Source organism: Cellulomonas sp. H30R-01 (assembly GCF_010119915.1).
Classification (GTDB): Bacteria; Actinomycetota; Actinomycetes; order Actinomycetales; family Cellulomonadaceae; genus Cellulomonas; species Cellulomonas algicola.
The window spans coordinates 515,822-539,445 of the sequence record NZ_CP048210.1 but is presented as its reverse complement, the minus strand read 5'-3'; the positions used below and the strand labels follow the sequence as shown (position 1 = coordinate 539,445).

Sequence of the window (23,624 nt, the reverse complement as noted above, 5' to 3'; positions counted from 1 at the left end):
CGGTCGACGCCGGCACGGGTCCCGTCCACGCGCCCCGGCCGGCACCCCGGCCGGCACCCCTGCCGGCACCGGCTCGCGGCACGGAGGCAACAACTCCCTCTTGCGAATCTACTTTCCATTGTGGAAACTACTCGCATGACGGAACACGAGACGACCTCCGCCCCCACGCCCGACGAGGCCCGTGCGCTCCTCGCCCGCTCCGCCGCCGCCGCCGGCACCCTGCGCGCGAGCGGCCAGAACCGGCACGCCCTGTGGCTCACGGGACACGCGGCCTCGACGTTCATGTTCTTCGTGGGTCTCTCCACGATCCCCGACGACGCGGGCGCCCTCACGCTCGCCGGCGCGTACGGGCTGACGCTCCTGGCGCTCTCCCTGGCGTGGCTCCGCGGCGCACCCGTCACCAAGCAGGGCATGGGCCTGCGGTGGGTCGCCGCGGTGACGACGTGGGGCGTCGTCTACGCGATCGCGCTGGTCGTCGGGCTCACCTGGCTGCGCGAGTCGGTGCTCTGGTGGCTCGCTGCCGCGGTCCTCGCGACGTTCCCGCTGGCGCGCGGGGCCTGGCGCGAGGCGCAGGCGTGACACCGCCGCTGCCGGGCCCCGACGCCGTCGGCGCACCGGCGCGCGCCCGCCTCGACGAGGTCATCCACTCCCCCGTGCGGCTGTCCGTCGTCGCCGCGCTCGCCGCGACCGACGAGGCCGAGTTCGGTGCGGTGCGCGACGCCGTCGAGATCAGCGACTCCGCGCTCTCCAAGGCCGTCACCGTGCTGGAGCAGGCCGGGTACGTGACCGTCCGCAAGGGGTACGTCGGCAAGCGTCCGCGCACGTGGCTCGCCCTCACCCCCGACGGCCGCACAGCGCTCCGCGACCACCTCGCGGCCCTCCGGGCGATCGCCGGCGACTGAGGGGCGCCGTCCCGCGAGGCACGTGCCAGGCGTCGGACGTTCAGCTGAGGACCGCACCCCTCGACGCCGACTGGACGAGCTTCTGGTACTTGCCCAGGACGCCGCGCGTGTAGCGCGGCTCGATCGGCGCCCAGCCCTCGCGGCGCGCGGCGAGCTCCGCGTCGTCGACCAGCAGGTCGAGCGTCGCGTGCGCGACGTCGAGCCGGATCCGGTCGCCGTCGCGGACGAACGCGATCGGCCCGGCGTCGACGGCCTCGGGCGCGATGTGCCCGACGCACAGCCCCGTCGTGCCGCCGGAGAAGCGGCCGTCGGTGATGAGCAGGACGTCCTTGCCGAGCCCGGCACCCTTGATGGCCCCGGTGATCGCGAGCATCTCGCGCATCCCCGGCCCGCCCTTCGGGCCCTCGTAGCGGATGACGACGACGTCGCCGGCCTGGATCGTGCCGTCCTCGAGGGCGTCGAGCGCCGCACGCTCGCGCTCGAACACGCGCGCGGTGCCCTCGAAGACGTCGGAGTCGAAACCGGCGGACTTCACGACCGCGCCCTCGGGCGCGAGCGAGCCGTGCAGGATCGTGATGCCGCCCGTGCGGTGGATGGGGTCGTCGAGCGCGCGCAGGATCTTGCCGTCCGGGTCAGGCGGCGCGATGTCGGCGAGGTTCTCCGCGACGGTCTTGCCGGTGACGGTCAGGCAGTCGCCGTGCAGCAGGCCTGCGTCGAGCAGCGCCTTCATCAGCACGGGCACGCCGCCGATGCGGTCGACGTCGTTCATCACGTACCGGCCGAACGGCTTGAGGTCGCCCAGGTGCGGCACGCGCGCCGCGACGCGGCTGAAGTCGTCGAGCGTGAGGTCGACCTCGGCCTCGTGCGCGATCGCGAGCAGGTGCAGCACCGCGTTCGTCGACCCGCCGAACGCCATGACGACCGCGATGGCGTTCTCGAACGCCTCCTTCGTCATGATCTGGCGCGCCGTGATGCCGCGGCGCAGCAGCTCGACGACGGCCTCGCCCGAGCGGCGCGCGAACTGGTCGCGCCGTCTGTCCGCCGACGGCGGCGCAGCGGAACCCGGCAGCGACATGCCCATCGCCTCGGCGACCGACGCCATCGTGTTCGCCGTGTACATCCCGCCGCACGCACCCTCGCCCGGGCAGATCGCACGCTCGATCCGGTCGACGTCCTCCTTGCTCATCAACCCGCGCGCGCAGGCCCCGACGGCCTCGAACGCGTCGATGATCGTCACGTCCTTCTCCGTGCCGTCGGACAGCTTGACCCAGCCCGGCATGATCGAGCCCGCGTAGAGGAAGACGCTCGACAGGTCGAGGCGTGCGGCCGCCATGAGCATCCCCGGCAGCGACTTGTCGCAGCCCGCGAGGAGCACCGACCCGTCGAGCCGCTCGGCCATCATCACGGTCTCGACCGAGTCCGCGATGACGTCGCGGCTCACGAGCGAGTAGTGCATGCCCTCGTGGCCCATCGAGATGCCGTCGGACACCGAGATCGTGCCGAACTCCAGCGGGTACCCGCCGCCCGCGTGCACGCCGTCCTTGACCGCCTTCGCCAGCCGGTCCAGCGACAGGTTGCACGGCGTGATCTCGTTCCACGACGACGCGACGCCGACCTGCGGCTTCGCGAAGTCCTCGTCGCCGAGGCCGACCGCCCGCAGCATGCCGCGCGCCGCCGTCGCCTCCAGACCGTCCGTGACCTGCCGCGACCGCGGCTTGATGTCGACCGTTCCGTCCTGCGTCGTCGTCATGAGCCGAGACTAGGCAGCACGCGCCCGCCCGGCATCCGCCTCGCCGGGAACGCCCTTCGAGATCAGACGGTGCGCCAGGGGTCGACGACTGCCAGCCCGTCGACGCCCGCGAAGTCGCCGACGTTCCGCGTCACCACTGCGAGGCCGCGCTCCAGGGCCGTCGCCGCGATGAGGCAGTCGCTGTACGGGCGACGGTCCGGCACCGACAGGGACGCCGCGCGCGTCGCCACACCGACGTCGACCGGGACGATCCGGCCGTCGAACTGCACGAGCACCTGCGTCGAGAGCCACTCGCGCAGCCGGGCGGCCTGCGCGGGGTCACGCCGGGCGACCGAGAGGATGCCGACCTCGATCTCGTACACCGTCATGACGGAGATGAGCAGCCCTGCCGCCTCGTGCCGTCGGACCCACGCGACGACCGACGGGTCGGGCTCACGTCGGCGCAGCTCCGAGACGACGTTCGTGTCGAGGAGGTAGGTCACAGGTCGACCGGTCGCGGCGAGAGCTCGACACGGCCCGGCTCGAACTCGATGGCGTCGTCGCCGCGCAGCGCGTCGGCCAACGACGGCCGCGGGGTGGGCGCGCTCAACCGGTCGAACTGCTCGATCGTCAGGAGCACGTGCGACGGGACGCCGCGGTCGGTGATGACGACAGGCCCGTCCGACGCGGCTCTCTTCGCCGCCGAGACGTCGTGGTTGAACTGACGTGACGTCATGGTGGTGGTCATCGCGCGCTCCCCTTGTAGGTACGTACCTACGATACCGGGGTCGCGCCGGCGGCTCCAGACCTCCCGGCGTCAGCGGGTGACGCAGACCACCCTGCGCCGGGCGGGTGCTGTGCGGCCGTGAGGCTCATGCGCGCGCCTGCCCTGCCGATCCGAGGGCGACGGGACCGTGCGGTCCTCGTCGCGTGCGGTCAGCAGCCCCGCCGCACCGCGCCGCGTGCGCACAGGACCGAGGACCCGGAGGCTCGATGACCGCGTCGGACGTGACGCCCGGTCGCGCCCCCGTTCCGGGCGTCCTCACCTGGCGGCGCTTCCTCGTCGCCGGACTCGCGCTGACCGCGGCCGTCATGGTCGTGCCGGGCTGGACCGGCGAGGTGCTGTGGGACGTCGTGCCCCTGCTGGCGTGCGCCGCGATGGTCGTCGGGATCCGCCGGCATCCCGGCCCGCACGCCCGGGCGTGGTGGTGGCTCGCCGCCGGCACGGCGTGGTGGGCGCTCGCCGACCTCGGCTGGACCGCCTGGTACGCGGCCGTCGGGGGCGACGCGGACCTCGTCCCGTGGTGGTTCGACATCGTCTACATGGCGACCTACCCCCTGCTCGTCGTCGGGCTGACCCGGCTCCCCCGCAACTCGCTGCGGTCCCGCCACGAGAGCGCGACGATGGACGCCGTCGTCGTGGTCGTCGGCACCGGCCTCCTGTACTGGGCGCTCGTCTTCCGCAGCTTCCTCGGGCCCGACGCGCTCCAGGACGCGGCGCACCTGGTCTCGGTGGTGTCGCTCGGGGCGGGCCTGGGTGTGGTCCTCATGGCGTCGCGGCTGCTGTTCCGCTACGGCGGGCGCAACGGCGCGTACGCGCTGCTGGGCTGCGGCGTCGCCGCGTCGACGGCCGGCGACGTCCTGTACACGCTCACCCTCATCGGCGACGGCAACCCGGGCATCTCGGTGCTCGACACGTCGCTCGCCGAGGGCGTCGGCAGCGCCGCGTGGCTCGTGTGGTTCGTGCTGTTCGGCGCGGCCGCGCTGCACCCGGGCGTCGCGGGCTCCCCCGACGCCGAGCCGAGCCGCGGCCTCACGCTCGCGCGCGGCGTCGTCTTCTTCCTCCTCGCGTCGCTCGGGCCCGCCGCGCTGCTGCTGACGTTCCGCGTCGGGTCGACGGTGACCATGCCCTGGTCCGACCTCGCGGTCCCGGTGCTCGCGGTGACCGCGCTGTCCGCGTTCCTCGTCACGCGCCTCGTGGTCGGCACGAGCACCGCGCAGCGCCGGGCGATCGCGCTCGACCGGCAGGCCGCGGAGCTCGCGCGCGCGCTCGACGAGCAGAGCGCGCTCCAGAAGCTCCTCAGCCACCAGGCCCAGCACGACCCGCTGACCGGCCTCGGCAACCGCACGCGGTTCACCGAGCGGCTGTCCGCGCCGGACCGCCGGGGCAACGGCGAGCGCGCCGTCCTCATGGTCGACCTCGACGGGTTCAAGACCGTGAACGACGACCACGGCCACCACGCGGGCGACGACCTCCTCGTGCAGGTCGCGCGGCGGCTGCGCCGCGTCGTCGGCGGTGACGACACGCTCGCCCGGCTGGGCGGCGACGAGTTCGCCGTCGTGCTGGAGGACACCCACGAGTCCGACGCGCGCGACGTCGCGACGCGTGTGGTCCGCGCGCTCGGCGAGCCGTTCGTCGTCGACGGGCGGACGGTCCGGATCACGTCGAGCGTCGGCGTGCGGCTGGTCGACGCGTCCGTCGAGCCGCAGGCCACGCTGCGCGACGCCGACCTGGCCCTGTACGCCGCGAAGGCCGCCGGCAAGAACCAGGTCCGCCTGTTCGACCCGAGCCTGCGCGTGGCCCAGGACCGGCGCTCGCACCTCGCGGAGGGGCTTCGGCACGCGGTCGAGCGCGACGAGCTCGTCGTCCACTACCAGCCCGTCGTGTCGCTCGGCACCGGCCGGGTGCAGTCGGTCGAGGCGCTGCTGCGCTGGCAGTCGCCCGACGGTCTCGTGATGCCGGACGGCTTCATCCCGGTCGCCGAGGACACCGGGCTGATCGTCCCGATCGGCGAGCACGTCCTGCGCCGGGCGTGCGCCGACGTGCGGCCGTGGTTCGAGCGGCACGGCGTGCGCGTGCACGTGAACGTCTCCGCACGTCAGCTCCGCGAGCCCGACGTCGTCGAGCAGGTGCTGCACGCGCTGCGCGACGCGAGCCTGCCCGGGCGCGCGCTCGTCCTCGAGATCACCGAGACCGCGCTGCTCGCCGCCGAGGAGCCGGAGGCCACCCTCGTCGAGTCGCACCTGTCCCGCCTGCGCGAGCACGGCGTGCGCGTCGCGATCGACGACTTCGGCACGGGCTACTCGTCGCTCGCCTACCTGCAGCGCCTGCCGGTCGACATCGTGAAGATCGACGGTGCCTTCACGCGTTTCGCGGCCGAGCCGGGCGAAGAGGGGCGCCGCCGGCGCGCGCTCGCGAGCGCGATCGTCGACCTGTGCCGCAGCCTCGACCTGCCCGCGGTCGCCGAGCAGATCGAGACGGACGACGAGGCCGACGCGCTGCGGGCGCTCGGCTGCCCCGAGGGCCAGGGCTACCTGTTCGGCCGCCCGGCCCCGCGAGAGGAGATCGGTGCCCTGCTCGACGGTCCTGCTCGGCTCAGGTCGGTGCCGAGCCCGCGGTCCGCGCAGGACGCCCGCCGGCCCGTCTGACCCTCAACGGACCGCCTGACCGCGGCGTCCACGCGGCCCTGGCGTGCGAGGGCGCCCTGCGGGATGCTCGGTCCAGACGCCGCGACGGGCGACGGCGACCGCGGGCAGGTGGGTCGGATGGGCGACTTCAGCATGGGCACGTCGGAGGTCATCGCGGGCCTCGCGCTGACGGCGTCGATCATCTCGCTGCTCATCTCGTGGCGGAGCGCGCACCGCAGCACCAAGATCACCACGTACCGCAGCGCGACCGACCTCACGCTCGACATCGACCACCAGTTCGTGGAGCACCCCGAGCTGCGCCCGTACTTCTACCAGGGCCGCGAGCCGTCCGACGTCGACGCGACGCTCTCCGCGCGCGTCGACGCCATGGCGGAGCTGATGCTCGACTGCTTCGAGTGCATCTGGGACATCCGCAAGACGTACTCGGCGGCCGACCGGATCTCCTGGGGGCACTACATCCTCGACATGCTCGGCACGTCGCCCGCGATGCAGCGCATGTTCGCGGAACGCCGCCCGCAGGACTGGTACCCCGCACTCGACGACCTGCACCGCGTCGCCGACGAGGGCCGGCTGCGACCGCGCTGGACGCGTCCCTGGGCCTCCCGCGGCGGCACGGCCACGGAGGCCCCGTCGGAGCCGCTCCCGGTCGCGTCGACGGAGCCGTGAGGTGGGCACGTCCGCCGAGCAGGTCCGACCGCCCGGGCCCGCGCTCGTCCGGCTGAGCGAGGTGCCCGCACCGGTCGTCGAGGACTTCTACGTCCGCATCCTCGAGGCGACGTTCCCGCCGGACGAGCTCGAGCCGCTGGAGTCGCTGCGGGAGTCGCTCGGGAAGACCGGCGACGGGCTGCTGGCCCTGGGCGCCGACGGTGGCGTCGTCGGCGGCCTCGTGCACGAGCACTACGTCGACGGCGCCGTCCAGCTGCTCGCCTACCTCGCGGTCGACCCGGCGGGCAGGGCGCACGGCCTGGGCTCGCGCCTGGTGCGGGAGGCGGTCACGGCGTCGACGGCCACGCTCGTGCTCGGCGAGATCGAGGACCCGCGGTCCTGGCCCGTCACGCCGACGAACGACCCGCCCGCGCGGCTGCGCTTCTGGGACCGGAACGGCTTCCGCCTGCTGCCGCTCCCCTACGTGCAGCCCGCGCTGCGGCCCGGGCTCCGCCGCGTGCGCGACCTGCTGCTCATCGCCCTGCCGTCGCGCGGGGAGGACACGGCGGAGACGGTGCCGGGTCCTCTCGTCGCGGCGTTCCTGCGCGAGTACTTCGCCGCGTCCGAGGGCCGGGCCGACCTGGCCGACCCCGACCTCGCGCGGCTCCTCGCGGCGTGCGACGTCGAGCGGCTCCCGCTGTGGCCGCTGGACCGGCTCGACGTGGTCGGGTGAGCGGGACGGCGTCGAGCGCCCGTCCGCGCCGCGCGGTGCGCGCCCCGCGGTCAGGCGCGGCGGATGCGGCTCACGTCGCGGACGGCACCACGGTCGGCCGACGTCGCCATCGCGGCGTACGCCTGGAGCGCCGGCGACACGTACCGGTCGCGGTTCACCGGCTGCCACGGGTTCTCCGACGCCTCCATCTTGGCGCGCCGCTCGGCGAGGACCTCGTCGGGGACGTTGATGCGGATGAGCCGCGTCTCGACGTCGATCTCGATCTCGTCGCCGTCCTCGATCAGCGCGATGGCACCGCCCGCCGACGCCTCCGGGGAGACATGCCCCACGGAGATGCCCGACGAGCCGCCGGAGAACCGGCCGTCGGTGATGAGCGCGCACACCTTGCCGAGCCCGCGGCCCTTGATGAACGACGTCGGGTAGAGCATCTCCTGCATGCCGGGGCCGCCCGAGGGGCCCTCGTACCGCACGACGACGACGTGGCCCGGCTGGACCTCCTTGCGGAGGATCTTGTCGACGGCCTCGTCCTGCGACTCGCACACGAGCGCGGTGCCGACGAAGTGGAAGAGCTCGGGGTCGATGCCCGCGGTCTTGATGATCGCGCCGTCCTCGGCGAGGTTGCCGCGCAGGACGGCCAGCCCGCCCTCGACGGTGTAGGCGTGCGCGACGTCGCGGATGCAGCCGTTCACGGCGTCGGTGTCGAGCGACTCCCAGACGTTCGACGTCGAGAAGGCCTGCGTCGTCCGGACGCCGCCGGGTGCGGCGTGGAAGAGCGCGAGCGCCCGGTCGGTCGCGCGGCCACCGCGGATGTCCCAGTCGTCGAGCCATGCGCGCAGCGTCGGGGTGTGCACGGACGTCACGTCGTGGTCGAGCAGCCCGCCGCGGTCGAGCTCGCCGAGCAGGGCGGGGATGCCGCCCGCGCGGTGCACGTCCTCCATGTGGAAGTCCGGGTGGTTCGGCGCGACCTTCGAGAGGCACGGCACGCGGCGGCTGATCGCGTCGATGTCGGCGAGGGTGAAGTCGAGCTCGGCCTCCTGCGCGGCGGCCAGCACGTGCAGCACCGTGTTGGTCGAGCCGCCCATCGCGACGTCGAGCGCCATCGCGTTGGCGAACGCGGCGCGGTTCGCGATCGAGCGCGGCGCGACGCTGTCGTCCTCGTCGTCGTAGTAGCGACGGGCCAGGTCGACGATCGTGCGCCCGGCCTCGAGGAACAGCTCGCGGCGCGCGGAGTGCGTGGCGAGCGTCGAGCCGTTGCCCGGCAGCGACAGGCCGAGCGCCTCGGTGAGGCAGTTCATCGAGTTGGCCGTGAACATGCCCGAGCACGAGCCGCACGTGGGGCACGCGTTCTCCTCGACGCGGCCCAGCGCCTCGTCGGAGACGTTGTCGTCCGCCGAGTAGTTGATCGCGTTGATGAGGTTGAGGTGTGTCTTCGCGACGCCGTCCGCGACGACCGCCTTGCCGGCCTCCATCGGCCCGCCGGACACGAAGATCACCGGGATGTTGAGCCGCAGCGCCGCGTTGAGCATGCCGGGCGTGATCTTGTCGCAGTTGGAGATGCAGACCAGGGCGTCGGCGCAGTGCGCGTTGACCATGTACTCGACCGAGTCGGCGATGAGGTCGCGGCTCGGCAGCGAGTAGAGCATGCCGCCGTGGCCCATCGCGATGCCGTCGTCGACCGCGATGGTGTTGAACTCCTTGGCGACGCCACCGGCCTCGCGCACCGCGGAGGCGACCAGGTCGCCCATGTCCTTGAGGTGCACGTGCCCCGGGACGAACTGCGTGTACGAGTTCGCGATCGCGACGATCGGCTTGCCGAAGTCCTCCGACGTCATGCCCGTCGCACGCCACAGCGCGCGGGCGCCGGCCATGTTGCGGCCGTGGGTCGAGGTACGAGAGCGCAGGGGACGGCTCATCGCGGCAGTTCTCCTTCGAGGGGACCTCGTCGGTGCGGCGGGGCAGGCGGCAAGGCGGCGGCGTGTCGGACGGCTACCCGGCGGTAGCGCCTCGTCACAGTACGCCGCCGCAGGCCAGGGGCCGGTCGACGTCCGCACCGTGGTCCACGGACGACGGAGGGCCGGGGCTCACCAGCAGCGAGCCCCGGCCCTCCGTCCGTCGGAACGGTCAGCGGACGACGGTCCCCGTCCAGCGGCCGTCCGCGGGCGTGACCCGGTGCACGTCGCCCGTGAGCGTCACGCGCGCCTGCGTCTCACGCTCGGCGCACGACGGACCGACCCACAGGTCGAGATCGCCGGGCTCGACGACGCGCTCCCCCGACCGGTCGGTGAACGCGAGCCGCGCGGCGGGCACGACCAGCTCGACGACGGCCGTCTGGCCGCGCTCGAGGTGGACGCGCTGGTAGCCGAGCAGCTGCGCGACCGGACGCGTCACGCTCGCGACGACGTCCCGCCCGTAGAGCTGCACGACGTCGTCGCCGCCCCGCTCGCCCGTGTTGGTCACGCGCACGGTCACGACGAGCGGGCCGCCCGTGGTCGCCGTCGGCTCGACCGTGAGGTCGGAGTGCGTGAACGTCGTGTACGACAGGCCGTGCCCGAACGGCAGGACCGGCTTCGTCGAGAGGTTGGTGACGTCGCCGTCGCCGCCCAGCGTCGGGTGCAGGTAGGTGAACGGCTGCGCGCCCGCGGACCGCGGCAGGCTGACCGGCAGCCGGCCCGACGGGTTGACGCGACCGGACAGGATGCCGGCCAGCGCGGGACCGCCCTCCTCGCCCGGGAAGAACGACTGCACCACCGCGGCGCAGCGCTCGACGGCCCAGCCGACCGCGTAGGGACGCCCCGTGAGCATGACCAGGACGACGGGCGTGCCCGTCTCCAGGACGGCCTCGACGAGTGCGCGCTGCACGCCCGGCAGCTCGAGGTCGTCGCGGTCGCAGCCCTCGCCGACCGTGCCGCGGCCGAACAGCCCCGCGTGGTCGCCCACGACGAGCACCGCGACGTCCGCCTCGGACGCGACGCGCACGGCGTCGGGGAAGCCGCTGCGGTCGTCGTCGTCGACCGCGCACCCGCGCGCTGACACGACCGTCGAGCCGGTGAGCTCGGCGGCGAGCGCCTGTCGCAGCGTCGGCACGTCGATGCCGACACCGACCTCGGGGTGGTGCGGCAGGACGTGGTTGACGAACGAGTAGCAGCCGAACATCGCCTCGGGACGGTCCGCGTTCGGGCCGATCACCGCGACGCGCAGGCCCGGCCGCAGGGGCAGGGTGCCGTCGTTCGTCAGCAGGACGACCGACTCCTCCGCGAGTCGCGCCGCGACCTGCCGGTGCTCGCTGCTGTCGAGCTCGACGTCCGTCGGGGGCTCGTCGTCGAACGTCGCGTCGAGGAGGCCGAGCTCGGCCTTCTGCCGCAGCGCCCGTGCCACCGCGCGGTCGACGAGCGCCTCGTCGACCTTGCCGGCGCGGATCGCGGCCGCGAGCGGCTCGAGGTACGCGTCGCCCGTGGGGAGCTCGATGTCGACGCCTGCGGCGAGCGCCTGGCCCGCCGCGTCGCCCAGGTCCGGCGCGACGTCGTGCAGCAGGTGCAGGAACGCGACGCCGAAGTAGTCCGCGACGACCGTGCCGTCGAAGCCGTAGGTCCCGCGCAGCAGGTCGGTGAGGATCGTCGGGTCGGCCGCGACCGGGACGCCGTCGATCTCGACGTACGCGCTCATGACCGAGCGCACCCCGCCGTCACGGATCGCCATCTCGAACGGCGGCAGCAGCACGTCCGCGATCTCCCGCGGGCCTGCGTGGACGGGCCCGAAGTTGCGTCCCGACTGCGACGCCGAGTAGCCGACGAAGTGCTTGAGCGTCGCGTGCACGCCCGTCGACTGCAGGCCGCGCACGTACGACGTGCCGAGCGTGCCGACGAGGTACGGATCCTCCGAGATGCACTCGTCGACGCGGCCCCAGCGCGGGTCGCGGATGACGTCGAGCACCGGCGCGAGGCCCTGGTGCACGCCGAGCTGCCGCATCGACGCGCCGATGACCTCGCCCATGCGGGTCACGAGCTCCGGGTCGAACGACGCACCCCACGCGAGCGGCGTCGGGAACGTCGCGGCCCGCCACGCGGAGAGCCCCGTGAGGCACTCCTCGTGCACGAGCGCGGGGATCCCGAGCCGGGTCTCGCGGACGAGGCGGCGCTGGAACGACCAGAGCCACCGCGCCCGCGCAGCCGGGTCGACCGGCCGCGTGCCGTAGACGCGGGTGAGGTGCCCGAGCCCGTGCCGGGACGCGTCGTCGAGGGTCTGCTCGCGCGTGAACTCGCCCTGCAGAGGAGCGACGGCCTCGCCGTCGGACTTCTCCCAGAAGCCGACGATCTGGGCGAGCTTCTCCTCGAGGGTCATGCGCGCGAGCAGGTCCTGCACGCGCTCGTCGACGCCCGCGGGGCGCGACACCTGGAGATCCGTCACGGATCCACTCCTTCTGGACGTGCTGTGTGTTCGGGAGGCGGGCACGACCCGCCGGCGCGTCGCGCGCGGGCCTCAGCCCTTGACCGCGCCCTGCAGCCCGTTGACGATCCGCTTCTGCATCGCGAGGAAGAACACGAGCGCGGGGATCATGGCCAGCGAGGTGAACGCGAACACGCCGGCGGTGTCGGACGAGTACTCCGAGGAGTAGTCCGCGACGCCCAGCGGCAGGGTCCGCATGTCGCCCTGCAGCAGCAGCAGCGGCAGCAGGTAGGCGTTCCACGAGCCGACGAACGCGAGCACGCCGACCGTGACCATCCCGGGGGCCGACAGCGGCAGCAGGATCCGCCAGAACACGCCCAGCCGGGACGCGCCGTCGATGAGGGCGGCCTCCTCGAGCTCCTTGGGCAGCGCCATGAGGAACGGCCGCAGGATGACGATCGTCACCGGCAGCGCGAACGCGGCCTGCGGGAGGGCGACGCCCCACCAGGTGTTCCCGAGCTGCAGGTCACGGGTGATCATGATGAACAGCGGGATGATCGCGACGGTCGTCGGGAACAGCAGCCCCAGCACGAACACCGTGAACAGCGCCTCGCGGCCCTTGAACTGGTACCGGGCCAGCGGGTACGCGGCCATGATCCCGAACACGACGACGATCGCGGTGGTGAGGACGGCGATGACGGTCGAGTTGAACGCGTAGGTCCAGAAGCTCGAGTTGGTCAGCACCTTGGCGTAGTTGCTGAACACCCACGGGTCGGGCAGCGCGGCCGGGTTCTCGGCGAGCTGCGCGTTGGTGCGGAAGCCGCCGAGAACCCCGTAGAGCACGGGTCCCAGCGTGAGGCCGATGACGACGAGCGCGATCGCCCACACCAGCGGGTTGCCGCCCTGGAGGGCGTTGCCGGTCCTGGCCCGCTGCTTGCCCTCGGGCTGGTAGACGGCGGCCTGCGGCCGGACCATCGGTGCGACGCTCATGCCTTCGCCTTCTTCCGCGGGGCGTCCCCGAGCGTGTCACGCCGGAGGATGAAGTACTGGTAGAGGAGGGCGGCGACGAGGGCGACCACGAAGAGGATCACGGACGCCGCGGCGGCGATGCCGTAGTTCTGGCGCTTGGTGCCCTCGGTGACGAGGAACGTCGCCATGGTGGTCGTGGAGTTGGCGGGGCCGCCGCCGGTGAGGATCCACACCATGTCGAACAGCTGCAGCGAGCCGATCATCGACAGGAACGCCCAGGTGCGCAGCGTCGGACCCAGCAGCGGGATCGTGATCCGGCGCTGGATGTCCCACCAGCCGGCGCCGTCGAGCTGCGCCGCCTCGTAGAGCTCGTCCGGCACGCCCTGCAGACCGGCGAGGAACAGGATGATCGCGAGGCCCAGGTACTTCCAGGTCAGCACGACGATCACGGTGAAGAGCGCGACGTCCGGGTCACCCAGGAAGCCCTGTGCGGGACCGGACAGGCCGACCGCCGCGAGCATGGTGTCGATGACGCCGTACTTCGGCTGCAGGAGCTGGAACCACACGACCGCGGCGATGACCTCGGCCAGCACGTACGGGACGAAGATGATGGTGCGCAGGGTGCCCTGGCCCCGCATCTTGCGGTTGAGCAGCAGCGCGATGCCGAGACCCAGCGGGAGCTGGATGGCGATCGACGCCACGACGATGATCAGGTTGTGCACCAGCGCGTCGGTGAACACCTCGTTCTGGAGCACGCTGACGTAGTTCTTCAGGCCGACGAAGTCGACCATGGGGCCGAAGCCCTTCCAGCGGTACACCGACATCTGGGCGGCCTTGATGATCGGCCACACCACGAAGCCCAGGAACAGCAGCAGGGCCGGCGTCACGAAGAACGCGATCTCCAGGTTCCGGCGAAGGGTCTTGCCACCGCCGCGACCGTCCCCGGGGCCGCCGGCCGCCGGCCGTGCCGAGGCACGACCGGCGACCGAGGTCACCGCGGGAGACGTCGCAGGCGAGGCGGGGGCGCCCATGCGGGCGGTCGCTCCGTCTGCCACGTGGATCACTTCTCCGCGTCAGCCGCCGCCTGCGTGGCGTCGACGATGTCCTGCGGGGTCGCCTGCCCGGCGAACATGAGGGCGATGGCGTCGTTCATCGCACCGCCGACGGAGGCGCCGAACGCGGTGTCGAAGTAGAGCTGCACGTACGGGGCCGCGTCACGGACCTGCAGGAGTCCGGCGAGCGCCGGGTCCGACACGTACTGCGAGGCGGTCGGGTTGGTCGGCAGACCCATGTCGAGCTCGGCGAAGCCCTTCTGGACCTCGTCGGACAGCAGGTACTTGACGAAGTCGACGGCGGCGTCGGGCGCGTCCTGCGACACGGCCCACGCGTCACCGCCACCGAGCGCGGCGGTCGGCTCGCCCTGGCCACCCTGGACCTCGGGGAACGCGAACCAGCCGGTGTTCTCGCCGAGGCCGTTGCCGTCCTCGGTGAGGCCCTGCATGACGCCGGGCTCCCAGTGGCCGGCCAGCTCCATCGCGACCTTGCCCGTCGCCAGCAGGCCGGAGGCAGAGGTCGGGCCCGACTGGGCCGGGGTGGAGAGGAAGCCCGCGTTGAACGGCTCGGTCTTGATGAGGTCCTCGAGGTCCGCGCCCGCGTTGAGGAAGCACGCGTCGGAGAAGTCGAGGCTGGTCACCGCGTCGGACAGGACGTCCTGCGAGCACTCGCGCAGGGCGTAGTAGTACCAGTAGTGCGCGGCGGGCCACTTGTCGCCGGCGCCGACGGAGACGGGCTCGATGCCCGCGGCCTTCAGCTTGTCGACGGCCGCGTTGAAGTCCTCCTGCGTGACAGGGGCCTCGGTGATGCCGGCCTGCTCGAAGAGCGCCTTGTTGTACCAGAAGCCGACGACGCCGACCGAGAACGGGAGGGCGTAGGTCTTGCCGTCGACCTGCCAGCCGGCGACGGAGCCGCCGATCTTGTCGATCTCCGCGGACGCGGCCTCGGAGATGTCCTTGGTGAGGCCCGCCTCGACGTGGTCGGCGAGCTCGCCGCCACCACGCTCCATGTAGATGTCGGGGGCGTCGCCGGCCTGGAAGGCGGCGTCCAGCTTGGTGAGCATGTCCTCGTGCTGCATGGCGCTGACCTTGACGGTCACGCCGGGGTTGGCCGCCTCGAAGTCCTTGGCGACCTGGTCGTAGTAGTCCTTGCCGTCACCGGTGTTGGAGTTGTGCCACCAGGTGATCTCGGTCGAGCCGTCGGCGTTGGTGCTGTCGTCGTCGCCGCCGCCACCGGTGCCACAGGCACCGAGCAGGGCGAGACCTGCGGCAACGGCGACGCCGCGGAGGACGCGGGTCCGGTTCATCGTTGAAGCTCCTCGTCGTCACTGAAGGGGAGGGACGGCGAGGAGCATATGCAGCCCGCCACCGGTCATGTCAATCGATGTCGATAACGTTATCGAATCGATGCTCTACGATCACCCACGTGGACCCCGCACCTCGCGTGAAGATGGCCGACGTCGCCCGTACCGCCGGCGTCTCCGTCGCCACCGTCTCCAAGGTCGTCAACGGCCGCTACGGCGTCGCCGCCGCGACGCTCTCCCGCGTGCAGGAGGTCATCGAGGAGCTCGGGTACGAGGCGTCGCTCGGCGCGCGCTCGCTGCGCAGCCACCGCACCAACGTCCTGGGCATCCTCGTCGCCGAGTTCGAGCCCTACTCCACCGAGCTGCTCAAGGGCGCGTCGGCCGCCGTCGGGGCCACGGGCTACGAGCTGCTCGCCTACTCCGGCGGCGGCGCGGGCGGCAGCGTCGGGTGGGAGCGGCGCTACCTGTCGCGCCTGGCCGGCACGCTCATCGACGGCGCCGTGATCGTCACCCCGACGGTCGTCGAGGCGCACCCGGGCGTCCCCGTCGTCGCGGTCGACCCCCACACGGGACCGTCCGGCCTGCCGACCGTCGACGCCGACTCGTTCGCGGGCGCGGTCCTCGCGACCGAGCACCTGCTCGGGCTCGGGCACACACGTGTCGCCTTCCTCGGCGGGCGCCCCGACCTCGAGTCGGCCCGGCTGCGCGAGGACGGCTTCCGCCACGCGATGGCCGCGGCGGGCGTCGCCGTCGACGAGGACCTGGTCCGGGTCGGCGGCTACCGGCCCGAGACCGCCGACCAGCCCGCGAACGAGCTGCTCGCGCGCCCCGAGCCGCCGACCGCCGTGTTCGCCGCGAACGACCTCTCCGCGATCCGCGTCGTCGAGGTCGCGCGCTCGCTCGGCCTGCGCGTGCCCGAGGACCTGTCGGTCATCGGGTTCGACAACGTCCCCGAGTCCGCGCTCGCGACGCCCCCGCTCACGACCATCAGCCAGCCGCTGCAGCAGATGGGCGCCGAGGCGCTCCGGCTGCTCGTCGACCTCATCGACGGCCGCGAGCGCGGCGTGCACGTGCGGCTGTCCACCGAGCTCGTCGAGCGCGCGTCGACCGCTCCCCCGCGCGGTCGCTGACCTCCCGCTCCCCCCGTCCGGCTGCGCCCGGCCGGGTGAACCGCCGGCGTGACCGTCGGGAGGGTCGGGTACCAGCCGCCGCGACGCGACCGTCCGTGGTCGTCGTCGGGAGGACGGCTGCGCTCACCCCACGCGCGCGCCGCGGCCCAGCGCGGCCGCTGCGGCCGCGACCACCCCGGGGTCCGTCGTCGTGTACCCGTCCGCGCCGCCGCCGGGGCCGCCCGTGCTCGCGACCACCCGGCTCGCGGACAGGTGCACGGCGTCCACCCCCGTCGCGACGAGCGCCGAGACGTCCTCCGGCCGGACTCCCCCGCCTGCCATGACCTCGACCCGGCCCGCCGACCAGGCGACCGTCTCCGACAGCCGCACCGTGCCGTCGACCGACCGGGCCGCACCGCCGGACGTGAGGACGCGCGTGACGCCGGCCCGCGCGAGGTCGTCGATCGCGCGCGCGAGGTCCGGGACGGTGTCGAGCGCCCGGTGGAAGGTCGTCTCGCGCCCGTCGGCGGCGTCGACGAGGGCGCGGAGCGCGTCGAGGTCGATCGCACCGTCCGGCGTCAGCGCGCCGACGACCACGCCCGCGGCACCCGCCGCCACGGCCGCCCGGACGTCCCGCACCTGCACGTCGAGCTCGTCGGCGTCGTAGACGAACCCGCCCGCGCGCGGGCGCACGAGGACGTGGACGCCGACCTCCGTCGGCACGGCGGCGAGCGTCGCGTCGAGAAGCCCGTGGCTCGGTGTGAGGCCGCCCGTCGCGGCGAGCGCCGCGCACAGCTCGAGCCGGTCGGCCCCGAGCCGGGCGGCGGTCGTCGCACCGGCCACGTCCTGCACCGCGATCTCCAGCCGCATCGGCCCGCTCCCACGTCGTCGTCGGTGTCGGTCGCGCCGACGACGCGTCGCCCTCGGCCGCACCGGGACGCGGTCGCCGTCGACCGGCGTGCGCGGCCGCACTCGCGGCCGCACGGCGATCCTAGGGTCCCCGCGGGCGCCACCACACGCACGCCTGCACGACGTCCCCGACGAGCGGCTCACCGTCCCCTCGCACCCCGGGCGCCGTCCTGCGACGCCGTCGCCGACCGGACTTTCCGGACAGCGCCGCAGAGTGCCAGGATGCGTCTCGCGCGCAGTCCGTGCGCGCTGACCAGGGGGGACGTGCCCGTGCTGTACCTCGTGCTCGTCGTGTCGGCCGTCGTCACGCTGTGGCGATGGGCGGCACCGTTGCTGCTCGTCCTGTCCGCCGTCCTCAGCGTCCTCGCGTTCGTCGGCGACCGCAGCGGGCCCGGGCCGCTCGTGTGGTGGCTCTGGGGCCTGGGCCTCGCGGGGCTCGGGCTCCGCGCCCTGCACCGGGCCGGTCAGTACCGCTCGCTGGACGACCTCGTCGCCGCGTCCGACGCGGGCGTGCCGCGGGCGATGCGCGTGCGCGGGCTCATGCTCAAGATCGAGGGCGACCTCGACGGCGCCGAGGGGCTCATCCGCGCGGCGGCCGAGAAGGGCGACCGCGAGGCGATGTGGGAGCTCGGCCGGCTCGTCGAGGAGCGCGACGGGCTCGCGGCGTCCGAGCCGTGGTTCCGGATGGCGGCCGAGCACGGGCACCTGGCCGCTCGCCAGTTCTTCCGCCGCGGGCACGCGCTCAACCTCGACGGGTCGAACCCGCTGTAGCCCGGCACGCGCGGGCGGCACCGGTCCGCCGGCTCGACGGGCGAGGCGCCGGCCCGGGGCACCTCCGTCCGTCCGGGCGTGGTCGTCGTCAGGAGGACGAGCGCGCCTGCCACGTGCAGACGCACGCCTCGTTGCCCTCGGGGTCGGCGAGCACCCAGAACGCGGGCGCGCGCGTGTCCGAGAGCAGCCGGCCGCCGGCGGCGACCGCCGCGTCGACCCGCGCCTGCGCCTGGTCGTGCGGCACCGTGACGTCGAGGTGGATGCGGTTGCGCTGCGGCCGGGGCTCGTCCATCTGCTGGAACCAGAACGCGGGCCCCTCCCCGGCGGGGTCGACGAGGCCGTTCTCGTCGTCCCCGGGCTGGTCCTCGTAGGCCAGCACGGCCTTCCAGAACGGCCGCACCGCGGGGATGTCGAGCGCGTCGACCGCGACCTCGAGCAGCTCGCTGCGCGGCACGTCCGCGGTCAGGCCGACCTCGTCCGCGAGCGCGGTGACCGTGGCGGCGAGGTCGACGTCGCGCTGCGTGAGGCCGTTGACGTCGTGGCTCGACGTCGTGACCGTGACCTGCCCCCAGCGCAGCAGCACGTCCGGGTGGTGGTTCGCCGCGTCGGCGGCCTCGGCCACGCGCGCGACGAACGCCGCGCCCTGCGCGAAGTCGTCCGCGCGGAACGTCGCGCGCAGCCGCCCGAGCAGGACGCGCCAGTGCCGTGCGTCGACGGCGTCCGTGACGACGGAGTGCGGGAGCTTCTCGGATCCACCCATGCGGCCCACCCTCCCATTGGGGGGCGACACGCACGACTCGTCCTCGTGCCCGCCGCGGCGGCTCACCGCGGGGGTCGGGACGGGCTCGACCGGGACGTCAGCGTTGGAGTGCCGCCTCCGCCTCCGACTCGGCGCCCGCGCGGATGTGGCGGGTCACCCACGGCGCGATCGCGAACATCGCCCCGGCGAAGACGAGCGCGACCAGGCCGATGCCGCCGAAGTAGGCGGTGTCGCTCGCCCCCTCGGTCGCCTGCACGAGCTGCGCGGTGATCGCGTTGCCCGCGGCGGGCGCGAGGAACCACAGGGCCATGGCCTGCCCGCGGAACGCCTTCGGGGCGAGCAGGGTCGTCGCGGCGAGGCCGACGGGCGACAGGCACAGCTCGCCGATCGTCTGCAGCAGGTAGACGCCGCCGAGCACCCACGGCGGCGACAACGCGTCCGCGAACACCGCGGACATGCCGGCGAGGAACACGAAGCTCAGCGCGGCGAAGGTGAGGCCGATCGCGAACTTCACGGCGGTCGGCGGCCGGTCGTCGAGCTTGACCCACAGCCACGCGAAGACGGGCGCGAGGATGATGATGAGCGCCGGGTTGATCGACTGGAACAGCTCGGGCGACAGCGTCCTGCCCAGGACCTCGAGGTCGGTGCGGCTCTCCGCGTACTGCGCGAGCGTGCTCGCGGCCTGCTCGAAGATCATCCAGAACAGCGTCGCGGCGACGAACAGCGGGACGTAGGCGCGCAGCCGTGACCGTTCGTGGTCGGTGACCTTGGGCGAGCGGAACATGATCCAGAGCGTCGCGACCGGCGCCACGAGCGCCAGGTAGGACAGCGCGTCGACGAACGTCGCGGGGCCGAAGCCGCCGCTGACGACCCAGGCGACCGCGACCGCGACCAGGACGCCCAGGACGACGACGAGGACCATGCGGGTGACGGCCGGGCGGTCGGCCGCGGTGAGGGGGTTCGGGGCGACGTCGCCCGCACCGCCGAGCAGCCGACGGCCGAGCACGAAGAACACGAGCGCGATGCCCATGCCGACCGCCGCGACGGCGAACCCGGCGTGGTAGCCGCCGATCGACCGGGCCAGTCCGACGACCAGCGGCGCCGCGAGCGACCCGATGTTGATGCCCATGTAGAAGATCGAGAACGCCGAGTCGCGCCGCGGGTCCTCACGGCTGTACAGCTCGCCGACCATGCTCGACACGTTGGGCTTGAGCAGCCCGGTGCCGAGGGCGACGAGCCCGATGCCCAGGTAGGAGAACCCGGGCGACGGGATCGTGAGCGCGACGTGCCCCGCCGCGATGACGATGCCGCCGTACAGCACGGACCGGCGGGCACCGATCACGCGGTCGGCGAGCCAGCCGCCGACGACCGACAGGAGGTAGACGCCCGTCCCGTACGCCGCGACCATCGCGGCACCGAGCGTGTCGTCGAGCCCGAGCCCGCCGTTCGCGACCGAGTCGGTCAGGTAGAACAGCAGGATCGCGCGCATGCCGTAGTAGCTGAACCGCTCCCACAGCTCGGTGTTGAAGAGCGTGAACAGGCCCATCGGGTGGCCGAAGAACGCGCGGTCCCGCGGCACCTCCCGGCGGTGCGGCTCCTCGGACGGCTTGCGCAGCGCGCTCGCGCCGGACGGCTCCGTCTGCTCGCTCATGGTTCATGGAACCGCCCTCGGACCGCGCGCACCAGCGGTCGCCGCCCGGGTCGGCCGCCGTTACCGTCGCCGGGTGCCCACGATCCACTGGTTCCGCCGCGACCTGCGGCTCGCGGACAACCCGTCGCTGGTCGCGGCGGTCGAGGCCGCGCGGCGGGCGGACGACGAGGTCGTGGCCCTGTTCGTGGTCGACCCGGCCCTGTGGTCGGCGGCCGGCGCCCCACGGCTCGCGTACCTGGCCCGGTCGCTGCGCGCGCTCGACGAGGCGACCGACGGGCGGCTGGTGGTCCGGCGCGGCCGGCCTGCGGACGTCGTGCCGGCGGTGGCCCGCGAGGTCGACGCGTCCGCGGTGCACGTGACCGCGGCGACCGAGCCGTTCGGCCGTCGCCGCGACGACGCGGTCGAGCGCGCGCTCGGCGACGTCCCGCTCGTCCCGACGGGCTCGCCGTACGCGGTCGCGCCCGGTCGCCTGCGCACGGGCAAGGGCACCCCCTTCGAGGTCTTCACGCCGTTCCGCCGGGCCTGGCTCGACCACGGCTGGTCCGCACCCGCCCCACGGCCGCGGTCCGTGCCGTGGGCGTCGCTGCCGTCCGAGGGACCGCCCGCCGGCCCCGACACCGACGTCGACCTGCCCCGGGCGGGCGAGGCGGCGGCCCGGCACCGGTGGGCCGAGTTCGTCGCGGACGGCCTCGCGGCCTACCCGACGGACCGCGACCGCCCCGACCTCGACGGCACGTCGACGATGTCCGTCCCGCTCAAGTACGGCGAGGTGCACCCGCGCACCCTGCTGGCCGACCTGACGGGCGGGTCGGCGGCGGTCGCGTCGTACCGCTCGGAGCTCGCGTGGCGCGAGTTCCACGCCGACGTGCTGTGGCACCGCCCCGACGCGGCGCGCACGTCGCTGCGCGACGTCGTGCCGGACGACGCGTGGGCGAGCGGCCCGTCGGCCGACGCGCTCTTCGACGCGTGGCGCGACGGACGCACGGGCTACCCGCTGGTCGACGCCGGGATGCGCCAGCTGCGTGCGATCGGCTGGATGCACAACCGCGTGCGCATGGTGACCGCGTCGTTCCTGGTCAAGGACCTGCACCTGCCGTGGCAGCGCGGCGCGGCGCACTTCCTCGCGTGGCTCGTCGACGGCGACGTCCCCCAGAACCAGCTCAACTGGCAGTGGGTCGCGGGCACCGGCCGGGACGCGGCGCCGTACTTCCGCGTGTTCAACCCCGTGCTGCAGGGCAAGAAGTTCGACCCCGACGGCCGCTACGTGCGGCGGTGGGTGCCCGAGCTCCGCGACGTGCCGGGCGCCGCGGTGCACGAGCCGTGGCGCCTGCCCTCCGGCGCCGCGCCGGACTACCCGCAGCGGGTCGTCGACCACGCCACCGAGCGCGAGGTCGCCCTGGAGGCGTTCGGCCGGCTGCGCTGACACCGCGCCGGGCAGGGCGGTGACACGCGGCCCCGCCTCGTCGGCGACCTCAGTAGCGGAGGTCCGCGAGCACGGCCCGATGGTCGGACGCCCACGTCCCGTCGACGGGCTCGCTCCCGAGCAGGCGCGTGGCGACCGGGTGCCCCACGCCGCCGCGCCGACGGGTCGCCGAGAACACGTAGTCGATCCGACGGTCCGGCCACAGGAGCGTCGCCGCGTGCGGGTTGGTGCGGGACCACGTGGCGCCCGAGGGGTCCGGCGCGTCGCGCGCACCTGCGACCTCCCAGGCGTCGTAGAAGGACAGCCCGGGGACGGGCACGGCCGTCCTGCCGGTGAGCATGCGGATCTCGTCGCTCTCGGGGTCGCAGTTGAAGTCGCCGCACACGATCAGCGGCACCCGCTCGTCGGCTGCGTGCCGCACGTGCTCGAGCAGGTCGCGGACAGCGCCCTGCCGCGCCTCGCTCTCGTCGAACCACCAGGCGTCCAGGACGACGCCGTAGACCTGCAGCGCGCCACGCGGGCCCGCGATCTCGACCTCCTCGACGCGTGCGGCGCCGAAGGTGTGGCTCGCGGTCCGCGTCGTCGGCCACCGGGACAGCACGGCGACGCCGGACAGCGCGCTCTCGTCCTCCTGCGCTGGCACCCCGCTGAACGTGTGGTGCGGCAGTCCGAGCGGGCCGGCCAGCCGCGCGCACTGGCTGTCGGTCGCGGTGGCCCACGACTCCGCGAGGACCACCACGTCGGGTCGCACCTCGGCGAGCGCCGCGACGACGGCCGCCTCGCGCGCCTCCCAGTCGTCGTACCGGCCCCAGACGTTCCACGTCACGACGCGGACGGTCGACTCGACGAGCGCACCGTAGAAGTCCGGCGGTACGTCAGGCACGGGCGGCATCCCCTCATGCTGCCCGACGACACCCGGCGCGGTCCTGCGCAGCCGTCGCGCCGAACGCCGGGGGCGGCGCCGTCCTCACGTCGCGAGGCCGGCGTCCTCCAGGACGCCGCGGATCGTCGCACGGGCGTGGTCCGCGAGCGGCACGTACCGGGTCCGGTAGTACGGGAGCTGCAGCAGCGCCTGGCGCAACGCCCACCCACGTCCGCGCAGCCAGGTCGCGTCGTCGTCGCCGAGCGCGGTGCGGAACGCCGCACGGGACGGGGCGTCGAAGAAGTTCCACGCGGGTCCGAGGTCGCCCGACGGGTCGCCGAGCCCGGCGCCGCCCCAGTCGAGCAGCCCGACCAGCCGCCCGTCCCGCACGACGAGGTTGCCGGGCGCGAGGTCGCCGTGCAGCCAGACGCCGTGCCCGTCCCACGGGTCGGCGGCGCACGACTCGTGCCATGCGCGCAGGACGAGGTCGACGGGGACCTCGTCGCGGACGGCCTCCGCGTCGGAGGCGACCTGGTCGGTGAGGTCGCCGAGCGGGTGCCCGCGACGCTCGTTGCGTCGGCCCGGCAGGTCGAGCGCCCGCAGACGCCGGACGACGCGGGCCAGGTCGAGCGCGAGGTCAGGGGTGGGCCGTACCGGCGTCTCCCCGGCGACCCACCGGACCACCGACCACCGCCACGGGTAGCCGTGCCCGGGCTCGCCGGCCGCGACAGGCACCGGCGCCTCGACCGCGACGAGGCCTGCGAGCCGCTCGGTCGACGCGTGCTCGCGGTCGACGGCCTCACGCGCCCACGCGATGCGGGGCATCCGGACCGCGAGGTCCTCGCCGAGCCGGAACAGCGCGTGGTCGGTGCCGCGGTGCGGCAGGGGACGGACGGGACGGTCGCGCCAGTGCGGGTGCTGCTCCGCGATCAGCGCACGGACCTGGTCGGCGGTGATGGTCAGCTCGTCGTCGTGCACCGCCCGACGGTAGGA

General features: G+C 73.8%; 21 protein-coding genes. 8 read left to right on the top strand and 13 right to left on the bottom strand.

The annotated features are described in order from the left end of the window. Positions 1-135 precede the first annotated feature (135 nt). Together GXP71_RS02325 and GXP71_RS02320 are read left to right on the top strand one after the other, a co-directional pair. On the top strand, positions 136-579 hold the full coding sequence (locus GXP71_RS02325; protein ID WP_162351329.1) for a hypothetical protein: 444 nt from the start codon (positions 136-138) through the stop codon (positions 577-579). Next, positions 576-902 carry a transcriptional regulator gene (locus GXP71_RS02320; RefSeq protein WP_162351328.1) on the top strand — a complete coding sequence of 109 codons (327 nt, stop codon included), beginning with the start codon at positions 576-578 and terminating at the stop codon, positions 900-902. The genes GXP71_RS02325 and GXP71_RS02320 overlap by 4 nt, the downstream gene beginning before the upstream one ends. Before the next feature lie 40 nt (positions 903-942). Here GXP71_RS02320 and ilvD (GXP71_RS02315) read toward each other — a convergent pair whose 3' ends face one another. From ilvD (GXP71_RS02315) to GXP71_RS02305, 3 genes are all read right to left on the bottom strand, one after another. Continuing rightward, positions 943-2,652 (bottom strand): dihydroxy-acid dehydratase, encoded by a 1,710-nt coding sequence (gene ilvD, locus GXP71_RS02315; RefSeq protein ID WP_162351327.1) that lies wholly within the window; start codon positions 2,650-2,652, stop codon positions 943-945. A 62-nt stretch (positions 2,653-2,714) separates the two neighbouring features. Then, the gene (locus tag GXP71_RS02310; protein WP_162351326.1) at positions 2,715-3,134 is read right to left on the bottom strand and encodes a type II toxin-antitoxin system VapC family toxin; all 420 of its coding nucleotides are present in this window, start codon (positions 3,132-3,134) and stop codon (positions 2,715-2,717) included. After that, positions 3,131-3,379, bottom strand: coding sequence for a type II toxin-antitoxin system prevent-host-death family antitoxin (locus GXP71_RS02305; RefSeq protein ID WP_124341996.1), 249 nt, complete (start codon positions 3,377-3,379; stop codon positions 3,131-3,133). The genes GXP71_RS02310 and GXP71_RS02305 overlap by 4 nt, the downstream gene beginning before the upstream one ends. A gap of 245 nt (positions 3,380-3,624) precedes the next feature. Between GXP71_RS02305 and GXP71_RS02300 the strand changes: the two genes are divergently transcribed. The 3 genes from GXP71_RS02300 (at position 3,625) to GXP71_RS02290 (ending at position 7,438) form a co-directional block, all read left to right on the top strand. Next, positions 3,625-6,060 carry a bifunctional diguanylate cyclase/phosphodiesterase gene (locus GXP71_RS02300; RefSeq protein WP_162351325.1) on the top strand — a complete coding sequence of 812 codons (2,436 nt, stop codon included), beginning with the start codon at positions 3,625-3,627 and terminating at the stop codon, positions 6,058-6,060. A gap of 117 nt (positions 6,061-6,177) precedes the next feature. Beyond that, a complete protein-coding gene (locus tag GXP71_RS02295) occupies positions 6,178-6,726 on the top strand; it encodes a hypothetical protein (protein ID WP_162351324.1) in 549 nt (182 codons plus the stop codon). Between the two features lies 1 nt (position 6,727). Further along, a complete protein-coding gene (locus tag GXP71_RS02290) occupies positions 6,728-7,438 on the top strand; it encodes a GNAT family N-acetyltransferase (protein ID WP_162351323.1) in 711 nt (236 codons plus the stop codon). A 50-nt stretch (positions 7,439-7,488) separates the two neighbouring features. Here the strand turns inward: GXP71_RS02290 and ilvD (GXP71_RS02285) are convergent, their stop codons facing one another. The 5 genes from ilvD (GXP71_RS02285) to GXP71_RS02265 form a co-directional block, all read right to left on the bottom strand. Continuing rightward, the gene (ilvD, locus tag GXP71_RS02285; RefSeq protein WP_162351322.1) at positions 7,489-9,351 is read right to left on the bottom strand and encodes a dihydroxy-acid dehydratase; all 1,863 of its coding nucleotides are present in this window, start codon (positions 9,349-9,351) and stop codon (positions 7,489-7,491) included. A gap of 208 nt (positions 9,352-9,559) precedes the next feature. Next, a complete protein-coding gene (locus tag GXP71_RS02280) occupies positions 9,560-11,776 on the bottom strand; it encodes a glycoside hydrolase family 3 N-terminal domain-containing protein (protein WP_162354160.1) in 2,217 nt (738 codons plus the stop codon). Positions 11,777-11,914: 138 nt separating this feature from the next. Next, positions 11,915-12,811: a carbohydrate ABC transporter permease gene (locus GXP71_RS02275; RefSeq protein ID WP_162351321.1), complete on the bottom strand. Its 897-nt coding sequence runs from the start codon at positions 12,809-12,811 to the stop codon at positions 11,915-11,917. Further along, a complete protein-coding gene (locus GXP71_RS02270; RefSeq protein ID WP_370520969.1) occupies positions 12,808-13,845 on the bottom strand; it encodes a carbohydrate ABC transporter permease in 1,038 nt (345 codons plus the stop codon). Before GXP71_RS02270 ends, GXP71_RS02275 begins: the two co-directional genes overlap by 4 nt. Positions 13,846-13,850: 5 nt before the next feature. Further along, on the bottom strand, positions 13,851-15,149 hold the full coding sequence (locus GXP71_RS02265; RefSeq protein ID WP_162351320.1) for an extracellular solute-binding protein: 1,299 nt from the start codon (positions 15,147-15,149) through the stop codon (positions 13,851-13,853). A 119-nt stretch (positions 15,150-15,268) separates the two neighbouring features. Between GXP71_RS02265 and GXP71_RS02260 the strand changes: the two genes are divergently transcribed. After that, complete coding sequence (locus GXP71_RS02260) at positions 15,269-16,276, top strand: LacI family DNA-binding transcriptional regulator (RefSeq protein WP_370520968.1); 1,008 nt, start codon at positions 15,269-15,271, stop codon at positions 16,274-16,276. 123 nt (positions 16,277-16,399) lie between these two features. On the opposite strand, the gene GXP71_RS02255 is transcribed toward GXP71_RS02260, so the two are convergent. Continuing rightward, the gene (locus GXP71_RS02255) at positions 16,400-17,125 is read right to left on the bottom strand and encodes a copper homeostasis protein CutC (protein ID WP_162351319.1); all 726 of its coding nucleotides are present in this window, start codon (positions 17,123-17,125) and stop codon (positions 16,400-16,402) included. Between the two features lie 303 nt (positions 17,126-17,428). On the opposite strand from GXP71_RS02255, the gene GXP71_RS02250 reads away from it, so the two are divergent. Beyond that, on the top strand, positions 17,429-17,935 hold the full coding sequence (locus GXP71_RS02250) for a sel1 repeat family protein (protein WP_162351318.1): 507 nt from the start codon (positions 17,429-17,431) through the stop codon (positions 17,933-17,935). Positions 17,936-18,023: 88 nt separating this feature from the next. Here the strand turns inward: GXP71_RS02250 and GXP71_RS02245 are convergent, their stop codons facing one another. Continuing rightward, positions 18,024-18,695, bottom strand: a complete 672-nt coding sequence (locus tag GXP71_RS02245) for a VOC family protein (protein WP_162351317.1) — start codon at positions 18,693-18,695, stop codon at positions 18,024-18,026. 97 nt (positions 18,696-18,792) lie between these two features. Continuing rightward, a complete protein-coding gene (locus GXP71_RS02240; RefSeq protein WP_162351316.1) occupies positions 18,793-20,346 on the bottom strand; it encodes a peptide MFS transporter in 1,554 nt (517 codons plus the stop codon). 73 nt (positions 20,347-20,419) lie between these two features. Here GXP71_RS02240 and GXP71_RS02235 point away from each other — a divergent pair, with 73 nt between their 5' ends. Beyond that, positions 20,420-21,769, top strand: coding sequence for a deoxyribodipyrimidine photo-lyase (locus GXP71_RS02235; protein WP_202924322.1), 1,350 nt, complete (start codon positions 20,420-20,422; stop codon positions 21,767-21,769). Positions 21,770-21,818: 49 nt separating this feature from the next. Here the strand turns inward: GXP71_RS02235 and GXP71_RS02230 are convergent, their stop codons facing one another. Both GXP71_RS02230 and GXP71_RS02225 read right to left on the bottom strand, forming a co-directional pair. Continuing rightward, the gene (locus GXP71_RS02230) at positions 21,819-22,661 is read right to left on the bottom strand and encodes an endonuclease/exonuclease/phosphatase family protein (protein ID WP_162351314.1); all 843 of its coding nucleotides are present in this window, start codon (positions 22,659-22,661) and stop codon (positions 21,819-21,821) included. A gap of 75 nt (positions 22,662-22,736) precedes the next feature. Then, on the bottom strand, positions 22,737-23,609 hold the full coding sequence (locus tag GXP71_RS02225) for an aminoglycoside phosphotransferase family protein (RefSeq protein ID WP_162351313.1): 873 nt from the start codon (positions 23,607-23,609) through the stop codon (positions 22,737-22,739). Positions 23,610-23,624 lie beyond the last annotated feature (15 nt).

Coding starts and splice junctions, on each gene's coding strand:
- ilvD (WP_162351327.1), bottom strand. CDS start 2,652: ATGACGACGACGCAGGACGGAACGGTCGACATCAAGCCGCGGTCGCGG.
- GXP71_RS02230 (WP_162351314.1), bottom strand. CDS start 22,661: ATGCCGCCCGTGCCTGACGTACCGCCGGACTTCTACGGTGCGCTCGTC.
- GXP71_RS02300 (WP_162351325.1), top strand. CDS start 3,625: ATGACCGCGTCGGACGTGACGCCCGGTCGCGCCCCCGTTCCGGGCGTC.
- GXP71_RS02325 (WP_162351329.1), top strand. CDS start 136: ATGACGGAACACGAGACGACCTCCGCCCCCACGCCCGACGAGGCCCGT.
- GXP71_RS02275 (WP_162351321.1), bottom strand. CDS start 12,811: ATGAGCGTCGCACCGATGGTCCGGCCGCAGGCCGCCGTCTACCAGCCC.
- GXP71_RS02255 (WP_162351319.1), bottom strand. CDS start 17,125: ATGCGGCTGGAGATCGCGGTGCAGGACGTGGCCGGTGCGACGACCGCC.
- GXP71_RS02245 (WP_162351317.1), bottom strand. CDS start 18,695: ATGGGTGGATCCGAGAAGCTCCCGCACTCCGTCGTCACGGACGCCGTC.
- GXP71_RS02265 (WP_162351320.1), bottom strand. CDS start 15,149: ATGAACCGGACCCGCGTCCTCCGCGGCGTCGCCGTTGCCGCAGGTCTC.
- GXP71_RS02280 (WP_162354160.1), bottom strand. CDS start 11,776: ATGACCCTCGAGGAGAAGCTCGCCCAGATCGTCGGCTTCTGGGAGAAG.
- ilvD (WP_162351322.1), bottom strand. CDS start 9,351: ATGAGCCGTCCCCTGCGCTCTCGTACCTCGACCCACGGCCGCAACATG.
- GXP71_RS02240 (WP_162351316.1), bottom strand. CDS start 20,346: ATGAGCGAGCAGACGGAGCCGTCCGGCGCGAGCGCGCTGCGCAAGCCG.
- GXP71_RS02295 (WP_162351324.1), top strand. CDS start 6,178: ATGGGCGACTTCAGCATGGGCACGTCGGAGGTCATCGCGGGCCTCGCG.
- GXP71_RS02305 (WP_124341996.1), bottom strand. CDS start 3,379: ATGACCACCACCATGACGTCACGTCAGTTCAACCACGACGTCTCGGCG.